Origin of the sequence: Anaerostipes butyraticus (assembly GCF_016586355.1) — a bacterium.
Lineage (GTDB): Bacteria > Bacillota > Clostridia > Lachnospirales > Lachnospiraceae > Anaerostipes > Anaerostipes butyraticus.
The window spans coordinates 1-26600 of sequence record NZ_BLYI01000075.1; the positions used below are offsets into that span (position 1 = coordinate 1).

Sequence of the window (26600 nt, forward strand, 5' to 3'; positions counted from 1 at the left end):
TTGTCCCTCTGCCTGCAACATGAAAAAGAAAAAAGCCGGAAACCCGCATAAATGCAAGAAAAAATGCCATCCCCGGCTTCCGCCAAAAACAGCATCTTCAGTACGCGATGAGGGGTTCGAACCCTCGACACCCTGATTAAGAGTCAGGTGCTCTACCAGCTGAGCTAATCACGCATATTTTATTCATTTTCAGAGGTCTTATCTCTGACGCAAGATTTATTATATACGATTGTATCTAAGAATGCAAGCATAAATTTCATTTTTTTTATTTTTTTGTTTTGCCTTGTGAATTGCCGCAGTACATTCTATAATGAAAGAAAAGAAAAGCATCACCTGTAAAGGAGTCTGCTATGGCTGGAAATCATAAATTTGAATCAAATAAAAAATATTTTACGATCAGCATTTATGCCATTGGCGTCATTTTGATCGGCTGCATCATCTATCGTTTTGTCACTCAGTGGTCTGGTACAAAAGAACTGATTTCAGAACTCTGGGATATTTTATTCCCATTTTTTCTTGGATTCCTGATTGCTTATATCATCAATCCTGTCATTGGTTTTTTCCAGAGAAATCTGTTTGCGAAATTGATTCCTGATACACATAAAAAACTGCAGCGGGGACTTTCTATTTTATTCAGTTATGTTTTGTTCCTCGGTGGAGCTGCCGTCTGTCTTGTTTTTGTCATTCCGCAGCTGATCGAGAGTCTTCAGGAACTCTCTCTTCAGATACCGGGCATCGTTGAGGCGCTCCGGCAGCTGTCTGATAAATATATGAGGTCAGGCACAGGTCTTCTTCCAAAAGAAGCCGTCACTTCCATCGAAACCAATGTCCTGCCGAAGATCATGTCTATGTCCAACGATTTCTTATCCGGACTGATTCCATGGTTCTATAATCTGACATTATCTCTGGCAAAATGGATGTATAACCTTGTAATCGCTCTCGTTACTTCTATTTACATGACCATGGATAAAAAGATTATCGTAATGTTCCTTAAGAAAATAATCCTTGCTGTCTTTTCAGAGAAAATTTCCTACTCTATCCTGAGGAAATGCAAGGACTGCCATAAGATATTTTCCAGTTTTATCATTGGAAAATCCATTGATTCTCTGATCATTGGAATTCTTTGTTTTCTTTTAATGACTCTTCTGCGGCTTCCATATGCCGTGCTGATCAGCGTCATTGTCGGAATCACCAATATGATTCCTTATTTCGGCCCATTCATCGGCGCCGTGCCGGGAACTTTCATTCTTTTTATTGTCAGTCCGATGAAATCTCTGATTTTTGTTATCATGGTCTTCCTGCTTCAGCAGTTTGACGGTTTTGTTCTTGGACCGAAGATTCTTGGAGATTCCACCGGCGTACGGCCGCTGCTGATTCTTTTTTCCATTACAGTCGGCGGGGCTTACTTTGGCCCGCTGGGCATGTTTCTTGGAGTTCCGTTTTTTGCATGTGTTCAGTATCTCATTGAAAACTGGATCGACTACCGTCTTTATAAAAAAGAAATAACCTTAACAGAAAAAGATTTATAAAAATAAGACGAGGCAGCTTCCTTCTGCTTCGTCTTACTTTTTATGCCTTTTCTTTCTGCTGAGCAATCTTTTCCGCCAGATCATTTAAGTATACCCAGCGGTCCATCTTCTCTTCCAGCGTCCGCTCCGTCTCCTCTTTCTCAACCGTCAATTCTGACAGTTTTCCGGAATTGGTCGCGTTTTCCATGACCTCCTGATCCAGCTTCTCTAATTTTTCTTCCAGTGACGCAATCTCATCATCAATGGTTTCATATTCCTTCTGCTCTTTAAATGTGAATTTCAGCTTCTTCTGATGCTCTTTCTGAAACTTCTTCGCCGGCTTCTTTTCTTTTTTCTCCACCGGTTCTTCTTTTTCCCGGCTCTTTTCCAGATAATCCGTATAACCGCCTTCGTACTGGCGGAGTTTTCCGCCCTTTTCAAAAGCGAAAATACGATTTACGATCCGGTCCAGAAAATATCGGTCATGGGAAACTGTGATCACAATTCCCTGGAAAGAGTCCAGGTAGTCTTCCAGAATCGTCAAAGTCGCAATATCCAGATCGTTGGTCGGCTCATCCAGAATCAGAACATTGGGAGCTTCCATCAGCACCTTCAGAAGATACAGCCGTCTCTTTTCTCCTCCGGACAGTTTACACAATGGTGTATACTGCAGTTCCGGCGGAAACAGAAATCGTTCCAGCATCTGGGACGCACTTGCCTGTCCCTTTGCCGTCTGAATATATTCCGCAGTATCCCGAATATAATCAATGACTCTTATATCACTTTCCATTTCACGGTTTTCCTGAGCGAAATATCCAATCCTGACCGTCTCTCCCTTGATGATCTCACCTTCATCCGGCTGCACAGAACCCGTCAGCATCTTCATCAGAGTGGATTTTCCGCATCCATTCGGACCGATAAATCCCAGCCGGTCATCTCTCAAAACAATATAGGAAAAATCAGAGATCAGATTTTTCCCGCCATATCCTTTTGTCACATGAGAAAATTCGATGGTTTTCTTCCCAAGTCTGCTGCTTACAGAGTCCATCTCCACATTCTGCCTGACTTCCGGCCCCTTAGCATTCTTTAAGGCTTCAAACCGTTCGGTCCTCGCCCGCTGCCGGGTGCCTCTTGCCTTGATGCCCTGCTTCATCCATTCCATCTCAACTCTTAAAAGACTTTTCCGCTTCCTTTCAGAAGCCATCTCCATCTCTTCTCTCTGAACCTTCAGTTCCAGGAATCTGGAATAATTGGCGTCATATTCATACAGTTTTCCCCTGTCGATCTCTACAATCTTATTTGTTACCCGGTCCAGAAAATACCGGTCGTGGGTTACCATGATCAAAACGCCCTTAAACTGTCCCAGATATTCTTCCAGCCACGAAACCATATCATGATCCAGATGGTTGGTCGGCTCATCCAGCACCAGAATTTCTGTCGGATCCACCAGCGTCCTTGCCAGCGCCACCCTTTTCCTCTGTCCTCCGGATAAATGTTCCGTCCTTTCCTCAAAATCATAAATTCCAAGTTTTGTGAGGATCGTCTTGGCTTCGCTCTCAGTCTGCCAGTCCTGATGTATCTTTCCCTCCATCACATAAGACAGAATCGTCGGATTCCCGGAAAATTCCGGATTCTGCGGAAGATATGATATCCTGATCCCGTTCGCACAGATCACTTCACCCTGATCTGCTTCCTCAAGCCCCGCTATGATCTTTAATAATGTACTCTTTCCGGTTCCATTGACTCCAATGATCCCGATTTTATCTCCTTCATGGATTCCCAGGGAAATATCATCAAAAATCACTTTATCCCCGTAATCCTTGGATATGTGTTCTGCATTTAATATGTTCATACGCTTCTATTTTGCTTTGTCCATTGCTTCCTTTAAAATCTCTTTTGGTACGGCGCCAATGATCTTATCTGCCACCTGGCCGTCTTTGAAAACTAAAAATGTCGGCACTGACATAACTCCATACTGGGCTGCCAGTTCACTGTCCGCATCAATATCAACTTTGCCAACTTTGACCTGACCGTCATATTCTTCTGCCAGTTCTTCCACAACTGGTCCCATCATTTTGCATGGTCCGCACCATGTGGCAAACATATCAACCAGCACCGGCTGTTTTGAGTTTAAAACTTCCTCCTGGAAATTTTCCTTTGTAAACTTATATTCCATATAATACTCCTATTCTTCTCTGCACAGACACCGCCTGGCTTCTTCCATGGAAGCGCAGAATCTGCAGATCCACCGGTTCACACAGGGATGCTGATAGAGAAACAACTGAATACTTCTTTGATATTTGCTTAGTTTCATCATTTATTCTATCACTTTTGCTTTATAATATGCAACTGCTTTATAAATCATGACGAAATGCCGTCAGACGGCAGATTGGATTTCCTTTTGCAGAAAATTTTTCTTCATACTCTGTCATAACATTTCCTTCGTTGAATTCACTGTTATGAAGATCATAGGTACAGTTCTCCAGAATCCATCCTGCTTCTTTGATCTGTTCCAAAGAGAAGTCAAACAGATCCCGGTTGTCTGTCTTGAATATCACTCTTCCCTCCGGCGCCAGAATATGATGATACCGTTCCAGAAATCTTGTAGAGGTAAGCCTTCTCTTTGCATGTCTGTCCTTTGGCCATGGATCGGAGAAATTAAGATAAATACGCCCCACTTCCCCCGGTGCAAATACTTCTTCAATTTCCTCGGCATCCATTCGGATGAGACGCAGGTTCTTTCCTTCAAACTCTTCTGTTTTTTCCACTGCGCGTACCAAAACACTGGAATATTTTTCAATGCCAATATAATTGATTTCCGGATTTCGTTCTGCCATTTCCAGGATAAACCTGCCTTTTCCCATTCCTACCTCAATATGGATGGGATTCTTGTTTCCAAATTCTTCTTCCCACTTTCCTCGATAGGTTTTTGGCTCCTGGATGGAAAAATAACTTTCAATGATCGTCTCTCTGGCTCCCGGCACATTTCTCAAACGCATAATTTTATCTGCTCCTTATCTTTCTTTCCTGTTTTTTTGACAATCTTTGTTGATTATAACATAGTCACTGGTTATAATAAAGAAAAAAGAAACGGAGGGATTTCCAATGGAAATTGAACGCAAATTTATTGTTTCAGAGCTTCCTGAGAATTTACAGGATTACCCACACCATGAGATCGAACAAGGCTATCTCTGTATGGATCCCGTCATCCGCATCCGCCGGATGGACAAACAATATTTCCTGACCTTTAAAAGCAGGGGGCTGCTTTCCCGGACAGAGTCCGAATTCCCTCTGGATAAAAAGGCATATGAGCACCTTCTTCCCAAAATCGATGGAATTCTGATCCAGAAAACCCGTTATATGATTCCTACAAAACATGGGTATATGATCGAACTGGATGTCTTCCATGATGTCCATGAAGGCCTTATTATGGCAGAAGTCGAATTCCCGAGTGAAGACGCCGCTCTGGAATATGAGGGTCCTGAATGGCTGGGAGATGAAGTAACTTTCGATGCCCGGTATCAGAATAACAATCTGGCCAATCGATAGCCGGATTCAAATAAAGCGAGGATATTTTTTCATGTCACATTCAGAAAAAAACAGCAGATTATTTTACCCGGATTTTATCCGGGTAATTGCATTTTTATGTATTTTACTTTTTCATTTTCAGGTGGAGACCAGCCATTTTGCGGTCTTCCGCGGGATTCCTGCTATCAGTTCCGGAATTTGCGAGATTGACCTGGGACAATTGGGCGTCTCCTTATTTTTCATTTTATCCGGCGCTTCCCTTATGATATCAAAAAAACCGTTTGACGCGGTTTCTTTTTACAAAAAACGTTTTTTCACTCTTTTTCCTGCGTATTATCTGGTATGGGGCGGCGCGTTTCTCGGCACCCTGCTTTTGTCCCCGGAGAGCCTCGATGGAACACCTCCCTGGACCATCCTTCTGACAATTCTGGGGCTGGACGGCTACGTTTACAGCATATGTCCCAACTTTTATAAAGTAGGAGAATGGTTTTTCGGATGCCTGCTGCTGATCTATCTGTTTTATCCGCTGCTTCGGACCGCCATGGAAAAACATCCGAAAATTTTTCTTCCGATTGTCCTTTTGATCTGGATTCTGCTCATGCGGTTTGTCCCAACGGCTCTCCGTCCGGATCATACTTTTTATCTTCGGATCCCGGAATTTTTGATCGGTATGTATTTTATGAAATACTGGAACCGGAAAATCTATTTTCAGGGGCTGATTGGTGTTTTGATATTTTTCTGTTTCCTTTTTCTGTCGCCTCTGCCTGAAAACTTTCAGGTTCTGTGCCTGGCAGGAACCGGAACCGGCGCCTTTATGATCCTTCGGGCACTGGCATGCCGAATCAGCCGTTTCCCACTTCCACGCATAAAAACCGCCATCACAAAAACCGCCGGTATTTCTTATGAAATCTTTCTGCTCCACCATTTTGTCCTGATTCATCTTCTGCGGATTTTCTTTGCAAACCGCATTCTGACTCAGGGTATGGGCATCCTTTTATTTGCCGGCTGGTGTCTTCTGATTGGGATCACCGCATGGATCCTCCATCGATTCCTTTCATCTCTCTCAAAAAGCTTTTTGACAAATTAATCTGACAAAAATACTGCCGCACGTTTCATTCCGTGCGGCAGTTTCATCTCTATGCTATTTCTGGATCATTTTTTCCCGGATCAAAGCTCTTTTCAAAGCCAGCTCAGCTCTTGCCAGATCTATATCAGCTGCTTTTGCTTTCAGGCGCTCCTGCGCGCGCTGTTTCGCGCGTTTTACTCTTTCCTGATCGATCTCTTCCGGCCACTCCGCAACTTCTGCCAGAATGCTGACAGAATCCGGTGTAATTTCAAGAAAGCCGCTCATCAACGCTGCCTGCCGTTTGGTTCCGTCTTCCTGTGTAATCGTAAGAACTCCCGGAGCCACGATCATCGTTGTAGGAATATGTCTTGGATAAACTCCGATTTCCCCTTCCGTCGTCGCAAGTTCCACCATTGACGCATTTCCCTCATAGAAAATCCGCTCCGGCATAATAATTTCCAAACGCATTTTTTCCTCTGCCATCTGACCACCTACTTCTTCGCTTCCGCTCGTTCTACGACTTCTTCAATCCGGCCTGCATTTAAAAACATTCCTTCCGGAATATCATCGTGTCTGCCTTCCAGTATCTCTTTAAATCCCTGGATCGTATCACTCAAAGGTACATACTGCCCCTGTTTTCCGGTAAACTGCTCCGCTACAAAAAATGGCTGTGACAAAAATCTCTGAATCTTTCTTGCCCGGTCTACGATCAGCTTCTCATCTTCTGATAACTCGTCCATTCCAAGGATCGCTATAATATCCTGAAGTTCCTTATATTTCTGAAGGATCTCCTGAACTCCTCTGGCAACCTGATAATGCTCTTCGCCTACAATCTTAGGATCCAGAATCCTGGAAGTTGATTCCAGAGGATCCACCGCAGGATAAATTCCCATCTCTGAAATAGACCGGGACAGCACCGTGGTCGCATCCAGATGGGCAAAGGTCGTCGCAGGAGCCGGATCCGTCAGGTCATCTGCAGGAACATATACTGCCTGCACCGATGTGATCGAACCTTTTTTTGTTGAGGTGATCCTTTCCTGTAAAGCTCCCATTTCTGTCTGCAGCGTTGGCTGATATCCAACCGCGCTCGGCATTCGTCCGAGAAGGGCAGATACCTCGGATCCTGCCTGAGTAAAACGAAAAATGTTATCAATGAACAAAAGAACGTCTTTCCCTCCTTCATCCCGGAAATTTTCCGCGATTGTAAGTCCTGTAAGCCCCACACGCATGCGGGCTCCCGGAGGTTCATTCATCTGTCCGAATACCATGGCTGTTTTATCGATGACTCCGGATTCCTGCATCTCATAGTAGAGATCATTTCCCTCTCTGGTACGTTCTCCAACACCGGTAAATACAGAATATCCGCCGTGTTCTGTTGCCACATTCCGGATCAGTTCCTGGATCAGAACTGTCTTTCCTACACCTGCGCCTCCAAATAATCCGATTTTTCCGCCTCTTTGATACGGACAAAGGAGATCAACAACTTTAATTCCTGTTTCCAGCACCTCCGTATCTGTAGACTGCTCACTAAATTCCGGTGCCGGTCTGTGAATCGGCAGCCTTTTGGCTCCCTTCGGTGCCGGTTTACGGTCAATCGGTTCTCCCAGGACATTAAACATACGCCCCAGTGTTTCTTCTCCCACCGGAACCGAGATCGGACCGCCAAGCGCTTTTGCTTCCATTCCCCGTACCAGTCCGTCTGTCGTGCCCATCGCAATGCACCGTACGGTATCATCTCCCAGATGCTGTGCCACCTCCACGACCAGTCTTTCTCCATTTTTCAGAGGAATCTCCACTGCGTCATTGATTTCCGGAAGCTCTCCGCTGCTAAATTTAATATCCAGAACCGCACCGATCACCTGGGTAATTTTCCCTGTATGATTCTCTGCCATTATATGTCCTCCTACCAATTCTTATTTTAACGCCTCTGCTCCTGAAATGATTTCTGTCAGTTCCTGGGTAATTGCTCCTTGTCTTGCTCTGTTATAGGCAAGTTCCAGCTCTGAAATCATCTCTTCGGCATTGCTGGACGCAGAATCCATCGCCTGCATCCTGGCACCATTCTCACTGGCCGCCGATGCTGCCAGCGCTCCATAAATCATGCTGCACACATACTTTGGAATCAGCATGGATAAAAGTTCTTCCGGCTGTGGTTCAAAATTCATCAAAAGCTTCCCTCCTGCGCCTTCTTCTTTTTTGTGCCCGGGCTCGATCGGCAGCAGCCGAATCAATCTTGGCTGATGAACAACCGTGCTCTTAAATTCTGTATACGCAAGATATATTTCCCCAATCCTGCCGTTCTCATAGTCCCGAAGCACTCTGTCTCCAAGCTTTCTCGCATCCTCATATTCCGGTTCATTGATCATATCTGAATCATCTGATACAATCTGATATCCCTGATGTGCCAGGATTTCCATTGCCTTGTGACCGATTCCATAAATCAATGTCTGGTCTCTGCTCCATCCGGTATCCCGGATCAGCCTGGCAATATTATTGTTATATCCTCCGGCCAATCCCCGGTTGGAGGAAATCGTTATAATTCCTTTTTTTGAAACTTCATTTCTCTTAAGATATGGATGATCGATTCCCTCTGTTGTCCCGAGGATAGACTCCATCGTCTGATACATTTTCTGAAAATACGGTTTCGATTCTTCCGCCCTCTGGCGGGCTCTCTGAAATTTCACTGTAGAAACCAGCTTCATTGCCTTGGTAATCTGTTCCGTATTTTCAATGCTGTTTTTACGTCTTTTTATATCAATCATTGATGCCATGATGTTCCACCTTACTTTCTAAAAGAGGCTTTGCACTCATTGACCGCCTGTATGATCTTTTGTTCTGTCTTCTCTCCGATCTCTTTGGTTTCCCTGATTTCCTTCCATATTTCAGGATACTTTGTATCGATCAGATCAAACAGCACATCCTGAAATTCCAGCACCTGACTGGTTGGCAGATCAAGAAGATATTTTTTTACTGCCGTATAAATGATCACTACCTGCTTCTCAATCGGAAGCGGCTGATACTGCGGCTGCTTTAATACTTCACGAATCCGCTCTCCCTGATCCAGCCGCTCTTTTGTATCCTGGTCCAGTTCAGATCCAAACTGGGCAAATGCTGCCAGTTCCCTGTACTGAGCCAGATCCGTACGGATCGGTCCCGCAATCTTTTTCATCGCTTTGATCTGAGCCGAACCTCCTACGCGTGACACTGAAAGCCCTGCGTTGACTGCCGGCCGGAATCCTGAATGAAACATTTCTGTTTCCAGATAAATCTGCCCGTCCGTAATAGAAATTACATTGGTTGGAATATACGCAGATACATCTCCTGCCTGGGTTTCAATGATTGGCAGTGCCGTTAAAGAACCTCCGCCAAATTCATCCGACAGGCGGGCTGCCCGTTCCAGGAGTCTGGAATGGAGATAAAACACATCCCCCGGATACGCTTCTCTTCCCGGTGGTCTTCGAAGCAGCAGAGAAAGCGTCCGATATGCCGCCGCATGCTTGCTCAGATCGTCATATACGATCAGCACGTCTTCTCCTCTTTCCATCCATTCCTCTCCAATGGCACACCCTGCATACGGCGCAATGTACTGAAGCGGTGCCAGTTCACTGGCTGTTGACGCTACAACGGTTGTATAGGCCATAGCGCCAAATTCCTCCAGCGTTTTCACAATACCGGCAACGGTTGAGGCCTTCTGCCCAATGGCAACATAAATGCAGTGAACTCCCTGATTTTTCTGATTGATGATTGTATCAACCGCGATTGCCGTCTTTCCTGTCTGCCGGTCTCCGATGATCAGTTCTCTCTGTCCCCGGCCGATCGGCACCATTGTATCAATTGCCTTAATCCCCGTCTGGATCGGCGTGTCAACCGACTTTCTGGCAATGACGCCGGAAGCCACTCTTTCAATCGGCCGATATGTTTTTGTCTCGATCGGCCCTTTTTTATCAATCGGCTGTCCGAGAGCATTGACAACCCGGCCGGTCATGGCATCACCTGCCGGCACTTCAACGACTCTTCCGGTTGTTTTCACCAGATCGCCTTCGTTTATATTTCTTTGACTTCCCAGCAGGACCGCCCCTACATTGTCTTCTTCCAGATTCAGCACCATGCCGTACACCTCTCCCGGAAATTCCAGCAGCTCTCCCTGCATCGCTTTCTCCAGACCGTAGATTCTGGCAATTCCATCTGCCACCTGTATTACAGTCCCCACATCAGAGGTCTCAAGCTTTGTCGAATACTGCTTAATCTGCTCTTTGATCACAGAGCTGATTTCTTCTGGTCTTAAATTCATGTGGCTGATCTCCCTCCTGTTCTATAATTGTATTTTTGACAGATATTTGGCCATGGAATCCAGTTTGGTCCGGATGGAACTGTCAACCACCCGGTTATCCATCTGAAGGATCAGTCCTCCAAGAACTGTTTCATCTGTCGTATAGGAAACATCAAGCCTGTCATAGGAAGATGCCTCTAACACCTTCTTTTCTATCTTTTTCTTCTGAGTCTCAGATAATGAACATGCTGAAATCACTTTTAAAACACCTGTGCCCTGAAGTTTCTTTATCTTCTGCACAATATAATCCAATGTTTCTTCTATTTCTTTCCAGCGTCCTTTTTGAATCATAATAATCAGAAATCCCATCATATCATCCGATACGGTATTCCTGAATATATTCTCTACGGTCCGCATTTTCTGTTCCTTTGTGATCTGAGGATGGCAGAGAAATTGAGAGAGTTCCTCATCCTGTTTCAGGATATCCTGCATTGCTGCTGTCTCTCTTGCCGCCTCATTAAGTCTTTCTTCTTCCATCTGCAGTGAAACATAGGCGTCTCCGTAGATTCTGCTTACTCTTGAAGCCATGTCTTATCACTCATTTCCTGTAAAGTCTCATCCACCAAAGCAGCCTGTTCCTGGGCGCTGATTTTCTCAGAAATAATCTTTCCTGCCATCATCACTGCTGTCTGGATGATTTCCTGTTTCATCTGATCTTGGGCTCTGGCCTTTTGAAGTTCAATCTCATGCTCCGCATTGGCGAGGATTCCCGAAGCTTCTTCTTTCGCTTCCGCCACGATTTCCTCCTTCCGCCGCAGTGCCTTCCTCCTGGCTTCTGTCAGAATGGCGTCTGCTTCTTTTTCTATATTTTTCAATTTGTCCTCATATTCTTTTTTCAGCCTGGCAGCCTCTTCCTGGTCTGCAGCTGCCTGGTCCAGTTCTCCTGCAATCTTATTTTTTCGCTCCTCCAGTATCCTGCGCACCGGCTCAAACAAGAGATAAGAAAGCAGCATAAACATGAGGAATACTGCTATCGCCTGAAAAATCACATCAAAGCCAAGCTGAAGATCCAGTCCAAATATTCTTCCGTCCACGTCCCGGCCTCCCTTCGGCTATTTGGCTTAAAGTCTTCCAATCAATGGATTTGCATACAGCAGGATCAGTCCGATGACCAGTCCATAGAGACCTGTTGTCTCCGCAACTGCCTGTCCCAAAAGCATGGTGGACGTAATATCTCCTTTCGCCCCCGGATTTCTTCCAACCGCAGCGGCTCCCTGTCCTGCCGCATATCCCTGTCCGACACCTGGGCCGATTCCTGCAATCAGTGCCAGCCCTGCTCCAATGGCAGAGCATCCCAATACAAATGCCTCACTTGAAATATTCATAATTTTCCCTCCTGCAACTTTCTTCTGGTTTTGTTTTAAGTGTCTTCTAAACACCTCTTTTATCCGCTATAAATGTCATTGTCAGCATTGCGAACACAAATGTCTGGATCGCACCTGAAAACAAATCAAAATATACGTGGAGAAATGCCGGTATTCCCAGCTTCGCAAATACCGGGAGCAGACCATACCACAGCGCCATCATGATTGTCCCTGCCATGATATTTCCAAACAAACGCAGTGACATGGACAGCGGAGTCGCAAACTCTCCAATCAGGTTGATCGGAAATAAAATCGGTATCGGCTCAAACAGCTCTTTGATCACTCCAAGTTTCTTAGTCTTAAAAGCACTGAACTGGATCAGCACAAATGTGATCAGAGCCAGGGCAAGCGTTGTTCCATAGTCAGCTGTTGGAGGACGAAGTCCAAACAGCCCGGATGTATTGCTGATAAAAATAAAGACCATGATCGCTCCAATGTAATTAACAAATGGTCTCCAGTGTCTGCCCATGCTGCCCTGTACCAGTCCATCCAGTGTCTCAACCAGCATTTCCACAAAATTCTGTACCCCTGCCGGCTTTTCGCTTCCTTTTAAGATTGCCTTTCTGGCAGCAGCGGCCAGGATCAGAATAAAGATCATCACGATCAGCGTCGTAACATGTGTCGTTGTGATCCATACCTGCCCTCCCATGAACCGAAGCGGAATCAGTCCATGCACCATAAAATCCACATCACTGCCGGATACTGCGGCAATCATCGGAAGCCCTGTCATTTCCATGGCATAACCTCCTTTCTGTTTTAATTTTTTGTAATTTTTGCCGTAATATACTTATGAATCGGTTTATTTAAAAAAGCGGATATCTTACTGGATAAAAATCCAGCGACAACTCCGATAAAGCATATGAGATTCCCTGCTTTGATGCTCAGCACCAGAATCAGAAGCATGATAAAATACCGTATCATAGAACACTTCACCATATATCTGCTTGCCTGATGAACTTCCATATACAAAGAATTCTGAATGCAGACTGTCATATGAATCAGGATCCCAACAGATGCCGCGGTTCCCACAGCCGCTCCCAGAAGATACCATAAATTCCCTCTGGTTATTATCATGCCCAAAATTCCGGATATCACTCCACATAACAGAACTCCTATGATCAAATCTAAAAACATCTCATCCATCTGCCGCAATTTATCTCTCATCTCTGTCCTCCTTGTCGTCATGATCTGTACGTTCTATCAGAGAGTATACCGCTTTCATTCCTCCGAGGATACCTAAAATTAAAAAAAAGAGAAAAAAATGTGTAGAAAATTTCCGGTCAATCCACAATCCCAGAAACATACAGAAAAAGATGGACGTCAGCATTGTGATCCCGATCTGGGTGATCAGACTCAGCATACGGAATATGGGACCGTATTTCTTCATAACGATTCCTCCTTTCCATCTGATTGCATCCGCTTTTTTCTCATCGTTTCCCAAATACGCTTCTATCTTTTTGTATATTTTATCATAAAATCATATAATTTCCAACAAAATATTGATCAAACTGCACAAAACAAATCCCGTCACTGCCGGCAGCAGACAGGAAAGAATCATCCAGCTTATCTTTCCTGTCTCTCTGCGCACCGCTGCTGCCGATGCAGCACAGGGCCAGTGAGCAATCGAAAAGATCAAAAAGGAAACTGCTGTCTGAAGATTCCACCCATTAGACAGCAGGATTTCCCGGATCTCTTCCAGTCCTGTCACATTTCCAATGGCTCCCTGAGCCAGATATGCCATAATGATAATCGGCATTACAATCTCATTCGCCGGAAATCCCAGAAGAAATGCAGTAAAAATCACTCCATCCAGGCCCATCACCTGCCCGAGAGGCTCAAAAAACTCGGTACAGACAGCCAGAAGCGAACTGCCGTTTTCTTTTACATTTGCCAGGATCCAGATCAAAGCACCAGCCGGAGCTGCCGCCATGACTGCTCTCATAAGCACAAACAGTACCCGGTCCCGTACAGAATGCAGAATCACTTTTCCAATCTGCGGCTTTCGATAAGGCGGAAGTTCCAGTACAAAAAAAGAAGGTACGCCTTTAAGCAGAGTCTCTGACAAAATCCTGGAGACAAGCAGGGTTAATGCAGCTGCAAAGATAATCAGGGCTGTCAGACATACGGCTGGGATCAGAGAAGATTTCCACACTGCTCCTGAAGTAAAAAATATGGAAATCACCATAAGAATCGTCGGAAATCTCCCATTGCAGGGCATAAAAACATTAGTCAGCACCGCGATGATCCGCTCCCGGGGCGAGTCAATGATACGGCATCCTGTGATTCCTGCCGCATTGCATCCCAGTCCCATACACATGGTCAGGGCCTGTTTCCCGCATGCCTTGCAGCATTCCAGAGGACGATCCATGTTATATGCGGCACGTGGCAGATACCCAAAATCTTCTAAAAGAGAAAAAAGCGGGAAAAAAATCAGCATCGGCGGCAGCATGACCGAAACAACCCAGCCAGTCACACGAAAAATCCCGTCTGCAGTCAGTCCGCAAAACCACCGCGGCAGATCCATCTGCTCCAGAATTATCTTAAGCTTTTCTCCGGCCCAAAAATTCACAGTCAGAAGAAAATCAGAAAAACCATTTGCCCCAAAGATAGTCATCCATAAAATGAAAACAACAAGTAAGAACATAACCGGAAATCCTGTTTTTCTGCTTGTAAAGATACGATCCAGCTTCCGGTCCCTTTGATCTGGATATGGCTGAGCTGAAACAACCTGTCTGCAGACAGCTTCTGCTTCTTTCATCCTTGTTCTGATATCTTTCGCCGGAATCAGACAGTTTTTCTGTTTTCCTGCCGTTTCCAGAAACTTCCTGCATTTCTCAACCGATGACCGGCTGTGTGCTGAAATTCCAATGACCGGTACATCCAGGAGTTCTTCCAGTTTTTCCAGTTGGATTCGAATTCCTTTTTTCTCCGCTTCATCCATCAGATTAATGCATACCATGACAGAAGGACAAATTTCCATAACCTGAAATACAAGATTTAAATTTCGTTCCAGGCAGGTTCCGTCACAGATAACCATAACAGAATCAAAGTCCTCTCCCATCAGGTAATTTCTGGCTATTTCTTCTTCCGGCGAACGGGAGTAAAGAGAATATGTCCCTGGAAGATCTATGATGCGAAAAATTCCATGTTCCGTCTCGCAGATTCCTTCTGATATTTCCACGGTTTTTCCGGTCCAGTTTCCTGTATGCTGATTCCGTCCAGTCAGCTGATTAAAAATCGTACTCTTCCCAACATTTGGATTTCCTGCCAGCACAATGGTCTTCTTCTCCTTCACTCTTTCTCCTCCATTTCTACATAAATTTTTCCTGCATCAGAGGTTCTAAGAGCAATCACCGCGCCGCGGATTCTATATGCTTTCGGACTTCCAAAGAAACTTTCTCCTATGCAGGTAATTTTCGTTCCTTCCGTAAACCCCAGATCCAGCAGACGCCGTTCCTTCTTTTCTTCCATTATGATTTCTGATATCCTTCCCTGACTGTCCGGTTCCATTTCAGATAATCGGATCTTTATACACATATGGACTCCTTTGCACAAAGATTCTCCTATCAGACTATGCCGCGATCCTGATTTTGTGCAAAAAACAGTCCTGCACTTTACTTGGATGGGAGGGGGATAAGTAAGAAGCAGAACTTCCATGCCTGGCAGAAATAAAAAAGCTGCCGTATCCATGATGATATCAAATCATGGATACGGCAGCTTCTGTTCCTATTTCAGCTTTCACCGAATCTATTTTTTTGTATATTTTGATGTAACTTTCAGTCTTGCCATTGCTCGTGATAAAGCAGCCTGTGTATGATAATACTGCAGACGACTCTGTTTCTGACGCAGGCGTTCTTCCGCTCTTTCCTTAGCTTCTCTTGCACGGATCACATCAATGTCTTCCGGACGTTCCACCGTATCAACCGCGATCAAAACGAAATCTCTCGTAATGTCGGCAAAACCTTCTCCTACTACAGCCGTGCGCCATTCTCCATTGACTTTAAATCTGAGTTCACCTGCAACTACAGCGGTTACTGTGTCCTCATGGTTTGCCAGAACTCCATACAGACCATCCATGGCAGGAAAGATCACCTGCTCACACGCTCCGCTGTAAAACTTCTTATCACTGGCAATAATCTCAAAATAAAAGGTTTCTGCCATATTATGACACCTCTTTCGCTTTTTCCTTTACATCTTCAATGGTTCCTGCCATCAGAAATGCTGATTCCGGATACTCATCCATCTCACCATCCAAAATAGCCTTAAATCCTCGGATCGTTTCTTTGATTGGTACATATTTACCTGAAATTCCTGTAAAGTTTTCTGCTACGTGGAACGGCTGAGATAAGAATTTCTGAATTTTTCTTGCACGGTATACCGTAACTTTATCTTCCTCATCCAGTTCTTCCATTCCGAGGATTGCGATAATATCCTGAAGTTCCTTATATCTCTGCAGAGCTTCTTCTACTCTTCGGGCAACGTTATAATGTTCTTCTCCTACGATATCTGGTTCCAGGATTCTGGAATTAGATTCCAGAGGATCCACGGCCGGATAAATTCCCTGCTCGGAAATAGATCTTGACAATACGATCGTCGCATCCAAATGTGCAAATGTCGTTGCAGGAGCCGGGTCTGTCAAGTCATCAGCAGGCACATAAACTGCCTGTACAGATGTGATAGAACCGCTTTTTGTAGATGTGATACGTTCCTGAAGCGCTCCAACTTCATTTGCCAGAGTCGGCTGATAACCTACCGCAGACGGCATACGTCCGAGAAGGGCAGATACCTCAGAACCAGCCTGCACATAACGGAAAATATTATCAATAAACAGCAGCACATTCTGTTTCTCTACATCCCTGAAATACTCTGCCATAGTAAGACCTGTCTGCGCTACCCTCATACGGGATCCCGGCGGCTCGTTCATCTGTCCGAACACCAATGCTGTGTTTTTGATAACTCCTGATTCCGTCATCTCTCCCCACAGATCATTTCCCTCACGGGATCGTTCTCCAACACCGGTAAAAATAGAATATCCGCCATGTTCTGTTGCGATATTATGAATCAGTTCCTGGATCAGGACAGTTTTTCCTACTCCTGCTCCTCCAAACAATCCGATCTTTCCACCTTTGGCATATGGCGCCAGAAGGTCGATGACCTTGATTCCTGTTTCCAGCATTTCTACTACAGGACTCTGATCTTCAAATTTCGGCGGTTCTCTGTGGATCGCCCATCTTTCTGCGTCTTCCTCTATTGCTTCTCCATTATCAATCGTCTCTCCGAGAACATTAAACATTCTTCCCAGAGTCTGCTTTCCAACCGGAACCTTGATCGGTCCGCCGGTTGCTGTAACTTCCATGCCTTTATGTAATCCTTCACTGGCTGCCAGGAGAATGCATCGCACCGTTCTGTTTCCGGTATGCTGCGCAACTTCCATCACAACCTGTTTTCCATGATTATCTACAGTTAAAGCGTCATTGATAAAAGGGAGGTTGTCGGTCTCGAATTCTACATCGATAACGGGACCTATAATCTGTACGATTTTTCCTTTTTCCATGTTCTTTCCCTTCTTTCGCTGTAATTATTTCTTCCTTAATGCCCTTGCACCGCCGACTACTTCCGTAATCTCCTGTGTAATGGCTGCCTGACGGGCACGATTATATAAAAGACCCAGTGACTGTATCATTTCCCGGGCGCTTTTGCTTGCCCCTTCCATCGCCATCATTCTGTCATTCAACTCGCTGGAAAATGATTCTACCATTGCTCCGTAAACCAGACCTTTGATGTAATTCGGAACCAGACGGTTCAGCACCGCGTCAACGGAAGGCTGAAAATCTGTATATCTTTTTGGTCTGGTACGGCCGGCCATAATATATTTTTTTGGATTCAGCGGCAGCACCTGAAGAATCTTCGGTTCGGATTCCATCTGAGAGATCATTTTTGTGTAAATGACATAAACTTCGTCCAGTTCTTCTTTCAGATACAAATCCAGAAGTTTTTCCGCGATTCTTCTTGCGCGGTAAATAGTCGGATTCTGTGTTGTATATAAGAAATCATCATCCATGGAAGCTTCATTGCGTCTTCCAAAATAATTTCTTCCCATGTATCCGATCACAAAAAGTCTCGCGTCCGGATCTCCTTTAATCTCCTGCTCTGCCATCTTTAAAATATTATGATTATAAGCTCCGGCCAGTCCACGATCCGCAGTCATGATCAAATATCCTCTTTTTGGCTTTTCTCCTTCCTTTTTCTTCCGCAGATACGGATTTTTCAGATCCGGAGAATGAGCGATGATATCAATCAGCGTTGCCTGGATCAGTTCAAAGTAAGGTTCTGTCGCTTCCAGCTGTTTCCTGGCTTTTTTCAATTTTGAGGAAGAGATCAGATACATCGCATTGGTGATCTTTAATGTATCCTCAATACTCTTCATTCTGTTTTTTATTTCTCTCATATTTGCCATGGAAATCACCTACTTCATATATTCAAGAATTCCCTGTTCGATTGCCTGTGCCAGTTCATCTGTCAGCACTTTCTTATCTTCAATCTCTTTTACGATTTCCGGATGCTTCTGTTCAAAATAAGCAACCATTTCTTCTGTCTCATGGCGAAGTTCCTTCAACGGAATCTCATTGAGCATCCTGTGAGACGCCGCATACAGCAAAATAATCTGCTTGGAAAGAGACATTGGATGATATAATGGCTGTTTCAAAAGCTCAATCAGGTGAGCTCCGTGATTCAGTGTTGCCTTTGTATTATCATCCAGATCAGAACTAAACTGAGTAAAGACCTCAAGTTCTCTGTACTGGGCCAGATCAATTCGCAAATTTCCTGCGACTTTCTTCATAATCTTCGTCTGGGCTGCTCCGCCGACACGTGATACGGAAAGTCCTACATTGACTGCCGGACGCACACCTGAGAAGAATAATTCACTTTCCAGGAAAATCTGTCCATCTGTGATGGAAATAACGTTCGTCGGAATATAGGCGGATACGTCTCCAGCCTGTGTCTCGATGATAGGAAGAGCTGTTATGGATCCTCCTCCATGTGCCTCATCCAGACGGCAGGAACGTTCCAGAAGTCTGGAATGAAGATAGAATACATCTCCAGGATACGCTTCACGTCCAGGCGGTCTCTCCAAAAGAAGGGAGATTGCACGATATGCCACGGCATGCTTGCTCAGATCGTCATATACGATCAGCACATCTTTTCCTTTGCTCATGAAATATTCTGCAATCGCTGTTCCTGCATAAGGAGCAATATACTGCTGGGACGCCAGATCACTGGCAGAAGCAGATACGATGATGGAATAATCCATCGCGCCATGCTTTGTCAGATTTGTGACAATCTGAGATACAGTAGATGCTTTCTGTCCGATTGCTACATAGATACAGATGACATCCTGTCCTTTCTGATTTAAGATCGTATCTACAGCAATCGCTGTTTTTCCTGTCTGACGGTCACCGATGATCAGCTCTCTCTGTCCTCGTCCGATCGGGAACATAGAGTCAATCGCCAGGATACCTGTCTGAAGAGGCTGATCGACGGACTTCCTTGCGATAACGCCTGCAGCCTCATGTTCGATCGGGCGGCGCTCCTGTGCTTCGATCTCGCCTTTTCCATCAATTGGTTCTCCGATCGCATTTACGACACGTCCGATCATCCCATCTCCTACCGGGATATCAGCCTGTTCGCCGGTTCTTGTGACCTTAGAACCTTCTTTTAAACCATGATCGGAACCAAGCAAAACGACTCCGATGCAGTTTCTTTCAACATTCATTACCAAACCATGGACCCCGGTTTCAAATACAACCAGTTCTCCATACATTGCCTGATCCATTCCATACACAGTTACGATTCCGTCTGCGATCTGGATGATCCGGCCTTCTTCTTTTATTTCTGTTTTTTGATCATAATTTTCTATCTGATCCTTTAAAACAGCCACCACTGTTTCCGGGTTAATACTGCTCACCTGATTTTCACCTCCATGCAAGATTTTGCTTCATTTTCTCCAGTTTTCCTCTCAGGCTCCGGTCAAGAACCTTATCTCGAACTTTTAAAATAAACCCGCCGATCAAAGAGGCGTCTTCTTTTAATTCAAGTTCCACCTGCTCTGCCTGGTATTCTTTTTTCAAGTATTCTCTGATTCGGGCAAGCTGTCCTTCTTCCGGTTTTGTTACATAATACAAGGTTCCCGTAAGAATCTGCTCTTCTTTCTGGATCAGTACTTCACAATAGTCAAATGCTTCCAGAAGACACTGTGCGTCATCATTTCGGCAGATAACTTTTATAAAATTTCTGATCTCAGGCGGAAAAAGTTTATCAATCACCTTTTCCTTTTCTTCTTTGGAAATAGTCGGATTCACAAGCGCTTTTTGAAGTTCTTCGCTTTCCCTGAGAATCTTCGCTGCATTCTGTCTGTCTTCTTTTGACACCTTCAGATCAAACAGAGCCTGTCCATAGGACATTGAAATCATCTTCATATCAGACACCTGCCTCTTTCAGGAAATCGTCCACAATCTTTTCGTTTTCTTTGCTTCCGGCTTCCTTCTCTACGACTTTTGCTGCTGCCATCAGAGCAATTCCCGCAATCTCTGACTGCAGTCCCGCCATAGCCTTCTGTTTTTCTGCCTCGATGTCTTTCTGGGCATTTTCTTTCATCTGTACGATTTCTTCATCCGCACGTCTTACTTTTTCATGATATTCGTTTTTGGCCCGTTCTCTGGCGTCTGATACGATCTTTCCAGCTTCATCTTTTGCTGCCTTTAAAGATTCTTCATATTCAGACTTCATTTCAGCCGCTTCATCTTTTGCTGCCTTTGCATCCATCAGATCTTTGGAAATCATTTCTTTTCTTTTTTCCATGATCTCTGAAACCGGTCCGAATAAAAATTTTCGAAGCAGCAGATAAAATACGATGATGTTAATGATCGGCCAGAGAATGCCCCAGTTCAATTGCAGAAACATATCTCACCGCCTCCTGTTTTACTGCAGTACGATTAATAAGATTGCTACGACCAGACCATAGATTGCTGTTGACTCTGCAAGTGCACATCCAAGCAGCAGTGTCTTGTTGATATTTCCTGATTCTTCCGGCTGTCTTGCAATGGCGTTAAGCGCTCCGTTTGTCGCGATTCCAATACCAATTCCTGCTCCTAAACCTGTTAAAACTGCAATTCCTGCTCCTAATAATCCCATAATTCTTTCTCCTTTTTTCTTATTCAATTGACTCATTGATAAACAATGATGTCAGAAGTACAAAAACATATGCCTGAAGTAAACCATCAAAAAAATCAAAATAACAGCTGAACGGCAACGGCACGATTGCCGGGGCTGCAAATGTAATCAGCTCCATCAGGACGAAACCACCCAGGATATTTCCAAACAGTCGCATACAGAGTGATAACGGCCTTGTGATCAATTCCAGAAGATTTACCGGAATCATCATAGGCATGGGCTCTGCATAGCTGAATAAATATCCCTTCAGGCCTTTTTCCCTGATACCTGAAAAGACGATCAGAAACAAGCTTATGATCGCCAGTCCTGCGGTTACATTTAGATCTTTTGTCGGCGGTGCAACCCTGAAAAATCCTGAAATATTGGCACAGCCAAGATAAATCAGAACCGTTCCCAGAAATGGTATGTACCGTTTTCCCTTTTCTCCCAGAAGATCACCGATGAATCCATAAATAAATCCAACTAGTGCTTCCACATACACCTGCGGTCCTTCTGGAACGACTTTCAGGTTCCTTACAAATATGATGCAAAGCAATATGACGATTGCCATGATTCCCCATGTTATGACCGTGGATTCCGGTACCGGGATTCCTCCCGCAATGGGAATTACAAAGCTGGTCTTAAGCTCTAATGCTTCCATCAACTCATTTGCCAATGAACCCATTTCCTCACCTTCTTTATCTCGAGATTTGGAATACTGCCAACGATACAGCATTCCCTAAAACAAGAGGGCATTTACATAACGACCCTAAAGTCTGTAAACACCCTTGTCTGTTGGTTATTCTATGCCTCCTTTTTTGATTTGTCAATCTTTTTTTCGTTAAGATTTTGTATAATTCCTTATGGAACATGCACAAAAGATAAGGTAAATTTTTAGTAAAACCAGACAAAAAGGAAAAGAAATTCTCTAAATTTCTCCAAAAAAAGGGAGCCGCCGGCTCCCTTTTTTTAATCTTCTATCATATTGATTCTTCGAATATGTCTCTCGTCATTAGAAAATTTCGTTTCTAAAAATGTATCCACAATATCCATCGCAAGGCCTTCTCCTATTACTCTGGCTCCCATCGCAAGAATATTGGCATCATTATGTTCTCTGGTTGCTCTGGCGCTGAATGTATCGCTGCACAAAGCTGCGCGGATTCCCGGAATCTTATTGGCTGTAATGGAAATTCCAATTCCGGTTCCACAGATCAGAATTCCCTGTTTTACCTCACCTTTCTTGATTCCCTGGGCAACTGCTTTTGCATAGATCGGATAATCGCAGGATTCTTCGGAATAGCATCCATAATCTTTTACTGCGTACCCTTTCTCTTCCAGGTGCTTGATAACAGCCTTCTTCAGCGCGAATCCACCATGATCGCTTCCAATTCCTATCATTTCATTTCCTCCTAATCTTTCTTGCCATATTTTTTGTATCAAACGGGTAATCTGAATAAAGCAGCGCTCATAGTCATCATCCCCCATGCCATATGGATCGATGACTGCACCTGCAATTCTGGCATATTCATTGATCGTTGCCACTTCTTTATATCCATGATATTCTTCCAGAACCTTTTCTTTCTGTTCTTCTGTCATGGTCAGGATCAGATCACTTGTTTCGACTTCTTCCTGCAGAAGCTGGTGCGATTGAAAATCCAAAATCTCAATCCCGCTGTTTCGTACCATATCCGCTGCCTTTGGATGAACCGGCTCAGGGAAAAGAACGACAAGCCCTCTGGAAATGACTTCTATGTCTTCCTGGTGAGCCTCCTTCAGATACTGTCTGAGTACCGATTCCGCAATAAAACTGCGGCAGGTATTATTGGTACTTACCATTATAATTTTCTTCAAGATATTCTCCTTTTTAAACTCGAATGATTTCGTGGCCTGCTGCTTTCACCAAACGATTCATCACCGCTTCCTCAAGCGGCTCTCCTTCAAATCCCTCAGAGTAAATGATATCAACATCTTTTTTATCAAATCCCCGCAAAACATCATACAGACCGGACATTACCGTCTCCATGTTCTTTCTGGTTCCTACAGACACAACCTCATCCGCCTGATACGCTCCCAGTGATTCATCCGTTGCGATAACACCGGCTTTGTGTCCGAGTTTATGTGATTCACACACCATCTCATTAATCTTCGCCGCTGTCTTCTCCGGACTGCCCAGAACCAAAATCATCCGTGCCTTTGGAGCATAATGTTTGTACTTCATCCCCGGAGCTTTCGGAACACCTTTATCAGATGCTTTCAGAGAAGTATTCATCTGGACCTCACATCCGATAACATTCTCAAGCTCTTCCCTGGTAATCCTGCCCGGACGCAGAATGACCGGAGGATCAACTGTAAAATCAATGATTGTAGACTCCACTCCGACCTTCACAGGTCCTCCGTCCAGAATCATCGGAATTTTTCCATTCAGATCCTCCCACACATGCTCTGCTTTTGTCGGACTCGGCCTTCCTGATGTATTGGCACTGGGAGCGGCAATCGGGACTTCAGCTCTTCGAATCAGTTCTCTGGCTGTCGGATCTGACGGCATACGAACCGCCACTGTCTCAAGCCCTCCTGTAACACACCGCGGAACCTTGTCTGACTTCTTCAAAATTACAGTCATCGGACCCGGCCAGAAACATTCCATGGCTTTTCTGGCAGTATCCGGAACATCCTCTGTCAGTTCCTCTATCATATCTATGTCGCTGATATGAAGGATCAGCGGATTATCTGACGGTCTGCCTTTTGCCTGATATATCTTCCTGACCGCTTCTTCCATAAGTCCATTCCCTCCAAGACCATAAACAGTCTCCGTTGGAAATGCGACCACTTCTCCCTGCTGGATCAGCCGGGCTGCTTCTTCAATCTCTTCCAGAGATTCTTCAATTTGATGAATTTTTACTAATTTTGTCTCCATATTCTCTCCTAAACATACGGTATAATTATAACATCATTCAAATCAAAAAGAAAGGACGTATTATATCCGGTCCTTTTTGAATATATTAATACAAAAAGAAGAGGTCATCTGAATGGGAAAAGAAAAAAAAATGTTCTTCCTGGGCTGTCTGATCATATTGATGCTGATTTCCTTTTCTTCCATCACTTTCCCGATTTTCGTCAGTCAGACGCTGAAAAAGCAGCATGCGGTGCTGATCGACCCCGGACACGGGGGATCAGATCCCGGCAAGGTAGGCAGCGGCAGTGTATTGGAAAAAGATATCAATTTATCCCTTTCTCTTAAATTGAAAAAGATTCTGGAAAAAGAAAATCTTAAAGTATATCTTACCCGGGATGGGGATTATAATCTTGCGTCTTCTTCCGCTAACGTTCAGATATCCGACTTAAAAAACAGAAAACAGCAGATTTTTGATCTGGAGCCGGCCGTTGTTATCAGCATCCATCAAAACAGCTATCCAAGCGGTTCTGTAAGCGGCGCTCAGGTATTTTATTACCAGGGAGCTTCCCGGAGCAAGCTTCTCGCCGATTCCATCCAGTCAGCCCTGATCGCCGGTCTTGATCCATCCAACCACCGGCAGGCAAAAGCCAATACCTCCTATTATCTTCTCCGTGATAATCCTTATCCTACGGTCATTGTAGAATGTGGTTTTTTATCCAATGAGGAAGAAAAGAAAAAGCTTCAGTCCAGAGCCTATCAGACAAAAGCCGCAAAATGTATCTGCAGAGGACTGAAAGCTTATTTGAAACAAACGCAATGATGAAACCCTGAAACAAGAAAAAATCCTGCTCAGAAAGTTTTTGTATCACAGGAATTCCCGTGATATAAAGAAAGCCGGGAATTCCCGCTTCCCGGCTTTCAAGCTCTTTGCATCATTATTCTCTTATTTTTTGATAATCCACGGCAAAAATCTCCCCTTCCCTGTTTTCAATGAACTCTTTCATGTAAGAATCATCTTCCTTCAATATAAGATCTACATGTTCCAGATTACGGCTGTTAATCGTAACTCCATCCACACGGACTGCCAATCCCCGGGACAGATAATAAGATAATTCATCATGATTCGTCATAACTCCCTCCCATCTGCTGTTTTTGTACGTACATATTCCAGCAATTACGCGGTATATTTCTGTATCCTTATATCAAACGATAGAAGATACTGTCGCGACATACTCTAATTATATACATAATTGTAAATTTTTTCAATATTCATTTTGGAGATTTTTGTAAAATCATGAGAAGTACTTTACACTTTTCAAAAGTAATACTATAATAAACATCAAAGTAAGGAGTGATGATTATGAAAATTGAACGTATCAGCGATAATCAAATCCGATGCACTTTAAATAAAGAAGATCTTAAAGGAAAGGAAACCCTGCTGAACGAACTGGCTTTTGGTTCTGATAAGGCCAAGGGACTGTTTCGTGAACTGATGAAGAAGGCCTCCGCCGAACTCGGTTTTGAGACCAATGACATTCCGCTGATGGTGGAAGCAATTCCAGTTTCCAAGGAATGTCTGGTTCTTGTGATTACAAGGGTGGATAACCCGGAAGATTTCAACGAGCACTATAAGAAACTCGCCAAGAATCTTTCTCCGGAACATATCCATATATCAGAAGAAGATGATCTGCTGGATTTCCTGAATGGTCAGACAGATTCTCCTCTGAAAGATTTCGAGGAGTCCATGAAGTTTGCTCTGGCAGATTCCACAATGAATATATATTATTTTAATACTTTGGAGGAGGTAGCTGCTGCTGCCAGGCTGATCCGAAACTACGAGACCAGAAGCAGCCTTTACAAGGATCCTGACAGTCATTATTATTATCTGACTCTGAGTTCAGTTTCCAATGATGCCAGTGATTCTGTGATGGAAGAAATTCATTCTATTCTGGCAGAATACTGCCGGCGTCTTCCAAATACTTATGCGACGAAATCTTTATTTAATGAGCATCTGAAGCCATTGATTCAGGCCAGAGCTGTAGAAGAGATGAGCCAGTATTGAGCAGAAAACAATAACATATAAGGTAACTTTTAATTATAACCAAGATCAGATGTGTTTTTGCACATCTGATTTTTTCTTTTTCGTTTCTTTTTCCGATACAGAAAAGGTAAAGAACAGAGCTGTTTTTCTGAGAAGAAGCAGCCGGAAAATTGGAAAATCTATGCAGGAGGAGGTAATTTTGAAGAAAAAGCCCCCTGTGGGCCCAAAAACTCTCATGGGAGGAGATCACTTGGGTTCAATGACCTCCTGTGGGTCAAAAAACTCTCATGGGAGGAGATCAATTCGGTGAAAGATCCTCCCATGGATCAAAAAAATCTTACAGGAGGCAATCACTTTGGATCAATGTCCTCCTGTGGATCCAAAAACTCTCATGGGAGGCAATCACTTTGGATCAATAACCTCCTGTGGACCCAAAAACTCTCATGGGAGGCAATCAACTAGATGAAAGGGTCTCCCAGGAAGAATAAATCATCAGTAGGAGGAGTCAAGCCAGGTAAACTGAACCCTATAAAGTGGACACAGCAAAAACCGATTTGGGATGTTTTTTGGAAGCCCGTCCCATACTGTGGACACAGCAAAAACTAGTTTTGGATGCTTTTTGAAAGCCTGTCCCATACTGTGGACACAATAAAAGCTGAT

The 26600-nt window shown here is 44.2% G+C and carries 32 protein-coding genes and 1 tRNA gene; 5 read left to right on the forward strand and 28 right to left on the reverse strand.

The window, feature by feature from the left end; translation table 11 throughout:
* Positions 1-101: 101 nt before the first annotated feature.
* A tRNA-Lys gene (locus tag JMF81_RS15870) sits at positions 102-174 on the reverse strand.
* Between the two features lie 176 nt (positions 175-350).
* Here JMF81_RS15870 and JMF81_RS15875 point away from each other — a divergent pair.
* Positions 351-1529, forward strand: coding sequence for an AI-2E family transporter (locus JMF81_RS15875; protein WP_201312400.1), 1179 nt, complete (start codon positions 351-353; stop codon positions 1527-1529).
* A 40-nt stretch (positions 1530-1569) separates the two neighbouring features.
* Here the strand turns inward: JMF81_RS15875 and JMF81_RS15880 are convergent, their stop codons facing one another.
* The 4 genes from JMF81_RS15880 to trmB are packed head-to-tail and all read right to left on the reverse strand — an operon-like array spanning position 1570 to position 4507.
* Positions 1570-3360: an ABC-F family ATP-binding cassette domain-containing protein gene (locus JMF81_RS15880; protein WP_201312401.1), complete on the reverse strand. Its 1791-nt coding sequence runs from the start codon at positions 3358-3360 to the stop codon at positions 1570-1572.
* Between the two features lie 6 nt (positions 3361-3366).
* Complete coding sequence (trxA, locus tag JMF81_RS15885) at positions 3367-3684, reverse strand: thioredoxin (RefSeq protein ID WP_201312402.1); 318 nt, start codon at positions 3682-3684, stop codon at positions 3367-3369.
* A gap of 9 nt (positions 3685-3693) precedes the next feature.
* The gene (locus tag JMF81_RS16565) at positions 3694-3825 is read right to left on the reverse strand and encodes a hypothetical protein (protein WP_274954215.1); all 132 of its coding nucleotides are present in this window, start codon (positions 3823-3825) and stop codon (positions 3694-3696) included.
* A 37-nt stretch (positions 3826-3862) separates the two neighbouring features.
* The gene (gene trmB / locus JMF81_RS15890; RefSeq protein ID WP_201312403.1) at positions 3863-4507 is read right to left on the reverse strand and encodes a tRNA (guanosine(46)-N7)-methyltransferase TrmB; all 645 of its coding nucleotides are present in this window, start codon (positions 4505-4507) and stop codon (positions 3863-3865) included.
* Positions 4508-4613: 106 nt separating this feature from the next.
* On the opposite strand from trmB, the gene JMF81_RS15895 reads away from it, so the two are divergent.
* The gene (locus JMF81_RS15895; RefSeq protein ID WP_201312404.1) at positions 4614-5057 is read left to right on the forward strand and encodes a CYTH domain-containing protein; all 444 of its coding nucleotides are present in this window, start codon (positions 4614-4616) and stop codon (positions 5055-5057) included.
* Positions 5058-5088: 31 nt separating this feature from the next.
* Positions 5089-6123 (forward strand): acyltransferase family protein, encoded by a 1035-nt coding sequence (locus JMF81_RS15900; protein WP_201312405.1) that lies wholly within the window; start codon positions 5089-5091, stop codon positions 6121-6123.
* Positions 6124-6177: 54 nt separating this feature from the next.
* Here the strand turns inward: JMF81_RS15900 and atpC (JMF81_RS15905) are convergent, their stop codons facing one another.
* The 22 genes from atpC (JMF81_RS15905) to JMF81_RS16010 all read right to left on the reverse strand — a co-directional run bounded on the left by atpC (JMF81_RS15905) (position 6178) and on the right by JMF81_RS16010 (position 23920).
* Entirely contained in the window at positions 6178-6585 is a 408-nt protein-coding gene (atpC, locus tag JMF81_RS15905) for an ATP synthase F1 subunit epsilon (RefSeq protein WP_201312406.1), read from the reverse strand.
* 8 nt (positions 6586-6593) lie between these two features.
* On the reverse strand, positions 6594-7994 hold the full coding sequence (gene atpD / locus JMF81_RS15910) for a F0F1 ATP synthase subunit beta (RefSeq protein WP_201312407.1): 1401 nt from the start codon (positions 7992-7994) through the stop codon (positions 6594-6596).
* A 21-nt stretch (positions 7995-8015) separates the two neighbouring features.
* On the reverse strand, positions 8016-8873 hold the full coding sequence (gene atpG, locus JMF81_RS15915) for an ATP synthase F1 subunit gamma (protein ID WP_201312408.1): 858 nt from the start codon (positions 8871-8873) through the stop codon (positions 8016-8018).
* 11 nt (positions 8874-8884) lie between these two features.
* Positions 8885-10393 carry a F0F1 ATP synthase subunit alpha gene (gene atpA / locus JMF81_RS15920; RefSeq protein WP_201312409.1) on the reverse strand — a complete coding sequence of 503 codons (1509 nt, stop codon included), beginning with the start codon at positions 10391-10393 and terminating at the stop codon, positions 8885-8887.
* 21 nt (positions 10394-10414) lie between these two features.
* Positions 10415-10960: an ATP synthase F1 subunit delta gene (gene atpH / locus JMF81_RS15925; protein WP_201312410.1), complete on the reverse strand. Its 546-nt coding sequence runs from the start codon at positions 10958-10960 to the stop codon at positions 10415-10417.
* On the reverse strand, positions 10945-11466 hold the full coding sequence (gene atpF, locus JMF81_RS15930) for a F0F1 ATP synthase subunit B (protein ID WP_201312411.1): 522 nt from the start codon (positions 11464-11466) through the stop codon (positions 10945-10947). Before atpF (JMF81_RS15930) ends, atpH (JMF81_RS15925) begins: the two co-directional genes overlap by 16 nt.
* A gap of 27 nt (positions 11467-11493) precedes the next feature.
* Positions 11494-11757 carry an ATP synthase F0 subunit C gene (gene atpE / locus JMF81_RS15935; protein ID WP_201312412.1) on the reverse strand — a complete coding sequence of 88 codons (264 nt, stop codon included), beginning with the start codon at positions 11755-11757 and terminating at the stop codon, positions 11494-11496.
* 46 nt (positions 11758-11803) lie between these two features.
* A complete protein-coding gene (gene atpB, locus JMF81_RS15940) occupies positions 11804-12532 on the reverse strand; it encodes a F0F1 ATP synthase subunit A (RefSeq protein ID WP_330597384.1) in 729 nt (242 codons plus the stop codon).
* A gap of 20 nt (positions 12533-12552) precedes the next feature.
* A complete protein-coding gene (locus tag JMF81_RS15945; protein WP_201312413.1) occupies positions 12553-12960 on the reverse strand; it encodes an ATP synthase subunit I in 408 nt (135 codons plus the stop codon).
* Positions 12950-13183, reverse strand: a complete 234-nt coding sequence (locus tag JMF81_RS15950) for an AtpZ/AtpI family protein (protein WP_201312414.1) — start codon at positions 13181-13183, stop codon at positions 12950-12952. The genes JMF81_RS15945 and JMF81_RS15950 overlap by 11 nt, the downstream gene beginning before the upstream one ends.
* Positions 13184-13273: 90 nt before the next feature.
* Positions 13274-15091, reverse strand: a complete 1818-nt coding sequence (gene feoB / locus JMF81_RS15955) for a ferrous iron transporter B (RefSeq protein ID WP_201312415.1) — start codon at positions 15089-15091, stop codon at positions 13274-13276.
* Positions 15088-15333, reverse strand: a complete 246-nt coding sequence (locus tag JMF81_RS15960; RefSeq protein ID WP_201312416.1) for a FeoA family protein — start codon at positions 15331-15333, stop codon at positions 15088-15090. Before JMF81_RS15960 ends, feoB begins: the two co-directional genes overlap by 4 nt.
* Before the next feature lie 210 nt (positions 15334-15543).
* The gene (gene atpC, locus JMF81_RS15965) at positions 15544-15957 is read right to left on the reverse strand and encodes an ATP synthase F1 subunit epsilon (protein ID WP_201312417.1); all 414 of its coding nucleotides are present in this window, start codon (positions 15955-15957) and stop codon (positions 15544-15546) included.
* Position 15958: 1 nt separating this feature from the next.
* Positions 15959-17350 carry a F0F1 ATP synthase subunit beta gene (gene atpD, locus JMF81_RS15970; RefSeq protein WP_201312418.1) on the reverse strand — a complete coding sequence of 464 codons (1392 nt, stop codon included), beginning with the start codon at positions 17348-17350 and terminating at the stop codon, positions 15959-15961.
* 24 nt (positions 17351-17374) lie between these two features.
* Complete coding sequence (gene atpG / locus JMF81_RS15975) at positions 17375-18253, reverse strand: ATP synthase F1 subunit gamma (RefSeq protein WP_201312419.1); 879 nt, start codon at positions 18251-18253, stop codon at positions 17375-17377.
* A gap of 9 nt (positions 18254-18262) precedes the next feature.
* The gene (atpA, locus tag JMF81_RS15980) at positions 18263-19762 is read right to left on the reverse strand and encodes a F0F1 ATP synthase subunit alpha (RefSeq protein ID WP_201312420.1); all 1500 of its coding nucleotides are present in this window, start codon (positions 19760-19762) and stop codon (positions 18263-18265) included.
* Between the two features lie 7 nt (positions 19763-19769).
* Positions 19770-20273, reverse strand: coding sequence for an ATP synthase F1 subunit delta (atpH, locus tag JMF81_RS15985; protein WP_243282718.1), 504 nt, complete (start codon positions 20271-20273; stop codon positions 19770-19772).
* 1 nt (position 20274) lies between these two features.
* Entirely contained in the window at positions 20275-20757 is a 483-nt protein-coding gene (gene atpF / locus JMF81_RS15990; protein WP_201312421.1) for a F0F1 ATP synthase subunit B, read from the reverse strand.
* 18 nt (positions 20758-20775) lie between these two features.
* Positions 20776-20988, reverse strand: a complete 213-nt coding sequence (atpE, locus tag JMF81_RS15995) for an ATP synthase F0 subunit C (protein WP_201312422.1) — start codon at positions 20986-20988, stop codon at positions 20776-20778.
* A 19-nt stretch (positions 20989-21007) separates the two neighbouring features.
* Complete coding sequence (locus tag JMF81_RS16000) at positions 21008-21691, reverse strand: F0F1 ATP synthase subunit A (protein WP_201312423.1); 684 nt, start codon at positions 21689-21691, stop codon at positions 21008-21010.
* Between the two features lie 284 nt (positions 21692-21975).
* A complete protein-coding gene (rpiB, locus tag JMF81_RS16570) occupies positions 21976-22857 on the reverse strand; it encodes a ribose 5-phosphate isomerase B (RefSeq protein WP_274954722.1) in 882 nt (293 codons plus the stop codon).
* A 13-nt stretch (positions 22858-22870) separates the two neighbouring features.
* A complete protein-coding gene (locus tag JMF81_RS16010; RefSeq protein ID WP_201312424.1) occupies positions 22871-23920 on the reverse strand; it encodes an L-threonylcarbamoyladenylate synthase in 1050 nt (349 codons plus the stop codon).
* 112 nt (positions 23921-24032) lie between these two features.
* Here JMF81_RS16010 and JMF81_RS16015 point away from each other — a divergent pair, with 112 nt between their 5' ends.
* A complete protein-coding gene (locus JMF81_RS16015) occupies positions 24033-24719 on the forward strand; it encodes an N-acetylmuramoyl-L-alanine amidase (RefSeq protein WP_201312425.1) in 687 nt (228 codons plus the stop codon).
* Positions 24720-24834: 115 nt separating this feature from the next.
* Here JMF81_RS16015 and JMF81_RS16020 read toward each other — a convergent pair whose 3' ends face one another.
* On the reverse strand, positions 24835-25029 hold the full coding sequence (locus JMF81_RS16020; protein ID WP_201312426.1) for a hypothetical protein: 195 nt from the start codon (positions 25027-25029) through the stop codon (positions 24835-24837).
* Between the two features lie 230 nt (positions 25030-25259).
* Between JMF81_RS16020 and JMF81_RS16025 the strand changes: the two genes are divergently transcribed.
* The gene (locus JMF81_RS16025; RefSeq protein ID WP_243282719.1) at positions 25260-25961 is read left to right on the forward strand and encodes an adaptor protein MecA; all 702 of its coding nucleotides are present in this window, start codon (positions 25260-25262) and stop codon (positions 25959-25961) included.
* Positions 25962-26600: the final 639 nt, after the last annotated feature.